Source organism: Oleiphilus sp. HI0066 (assembly GCF_001635725.1).
In genome coordinates this window covers 1-1,886 of the sequence record NZ_LWFH01001044.1, presented here as the reverse complement: position 1 = coordinate 1,886, position 1,886 = coordinate 1, and the positions used below count along the sequence as shown (strand labels likewise).

Here is a 1,886-nt window from a genome sequence, read left to right as displayed (position 1 = left end):
TCGTGAGAACCTGTATGGCGTTTGCCGCGATCTTGTTTATTTTGGGGTGCTCAAGTACTCCTACTGAAGAGTCAAAAGAAGATCTTTTTGGTTCTGGTTTGGCCTCTGCTGAAACGAGTGATTGGCGCGGTTACGAGTATGATCGTTTAAACATCAAAGCCGGAAATTTGATTGATCATGATCGCGATGGTGTCATCCATGAGCGAGATGATTGTCCAGATACATTGCGAGGCGGAGTGGTCGACAACAAAGGTTGTGCGCAGTTGCTAAGCGATATTCAGCAAAGCTTTCTGCAAATCAATTTTGATACTGACTCGGCGAAAGTGAAGCCGGAATATATCGAAAATATTGGCACTGTTGCTTATGAATACCATGACCTTGTTCAAGCGACCGATGATCCTCCCTTTATTCTCGTTGAAGGACACACCGACAACGTCGGATCACGTGCATATAACAATGCTCTATCTTTGCGTCGTGCTCGAGCGGTCGCGACGGTGTTGATTGAAAAGTTTTCGGTGAACAAAGAACACATTCTGATTTCAGGGCAGGGGTTCGATTATCCAATTGCTGATAATTCAACCAAGCGCGGTCGCGCAAAAAATCGCCGCATGATCACTTATTTCGCAAAGCATGACCGATTCCAGAAAACGCAATGGAACATATGGACGGTTGAATTACGCTCGAATCAAAACGACAGTGAAGATAAACGTCGTTTTCAAACTGTTGATATCGAAGAGGCGCTATAACTATGGCTTTTTCAATTAAGAGATGCATTGGCGTTGTATTGCTTTTAAGTTTGCTAGCAGCTTGCGCTAGTAATGACGTGAACAACGAACCGCAGCATGAAGAGCAGGCATCGGAACAATCTGCTGATGATTCTGTGAACACAGAGTTGGTCAGTGCGCCTCAGGAACGAGAGCTCAGAATTGGAATATCTAATTTTGCCGAGCAAGATCTAATCTATGAACTAACCAAAGCATGGTTGGCGAAAAACACAAAGACTCAGCATATTCGTTTAAAGGCCGTGAATTTCGAGAACTTCACAGGCGCGGTAAATGCGATGCGTGACGACAAAATTGATCTTTACTGGGGTTACACAGCGTCATTTTTGAGTGCTTACAATATCAAAACCTCACCACCGTACGACGCTAAACTCGTCTATGAGAGAGTGAAATCTGTTCTAGCAGAAAACGAAAGCCAGTTTTCTCTTCTAGATTACTCTCCTTTGCATAATGATTATGCCTTTGTTGTGCGCAGAGATATTCAAGATTTTGTCGCTGTGCGTGACTTATCTGAGGTCGCGAGCTCAAACCGAAAGTGGGTGTTTGGCATTGAACCAGATTATCTCGAGTATCGGGATCATGACGGATGGGAAGCACTCGCCAAGTTTTATGGATTTAATCTCGCCAACATCGAGATTAAGCAGATCTACGAGCGTGAAGATTTATACCGTGCCTTGAGGCTTGGTATGGTCGACGTGGGATTGGTGTATAAGACCGACCAAGAGCTGGATTTAGGCTACTTGCGCTTGCTTGAGGACGACAAGTTATTTTTCTCCCCTTACAACATGGTGCCCGTACTTAGAACAGATTTGCTGGAAGCAGAACCGGCACTAGTTAGTTCATTGAATGCCATATCAGGAAGTTTGAGCAATGAATTGATGCGCTACCTTTTGCAGCGTTATGAAATAGACGGTGTTGAGCTAGAAGTCATCAGTGAAGAGTTTTTGCTTTGTGTTGATGATCGTCATCATAGCGAAGATGAGGATAGTAGCTTGGCCCACCAAGGCGGTACCTCGATTTGCCATGAGTCATAAGCGTGTTTTTGGGCAAAACCAAGCTTTAGGTTAGTTTGGTTTTTCTGCTTCACAGCTCCAACAAATTTCA

At 44.3% G+C, this 1,886-nt stretch carries 2 protein-coding genes; both read left to right on the top strand.

Annotation, left to right across the window (positions count from 1 at the left end; translation table 11 throughout):
- Positions 1 to 746: OmpA family protein (locus A3738_RS12745; RefSeq protein WP_231876643.1), on the top strand; the 746-nt coding region annotated here is incomplete at its 5' end.
- Positions 747 to 748: 2 nt separating this feature from the next.
- Positions 749 to 1,816 carry a glycine betaine ABC transporter substrate-binding protein gene (locus A3738_RS12740; protein ID WP_068476147.1) on the top strand — a complete coding sequence of 356 codons (1,068 nt, stop codon included), beginning with the start codon at positions 749 to 751 and terminating at the stop codon, positions 1,814 to 1,816.
- Positions 1,817 to 1,886: the final 70 nt, after the last annotated feature.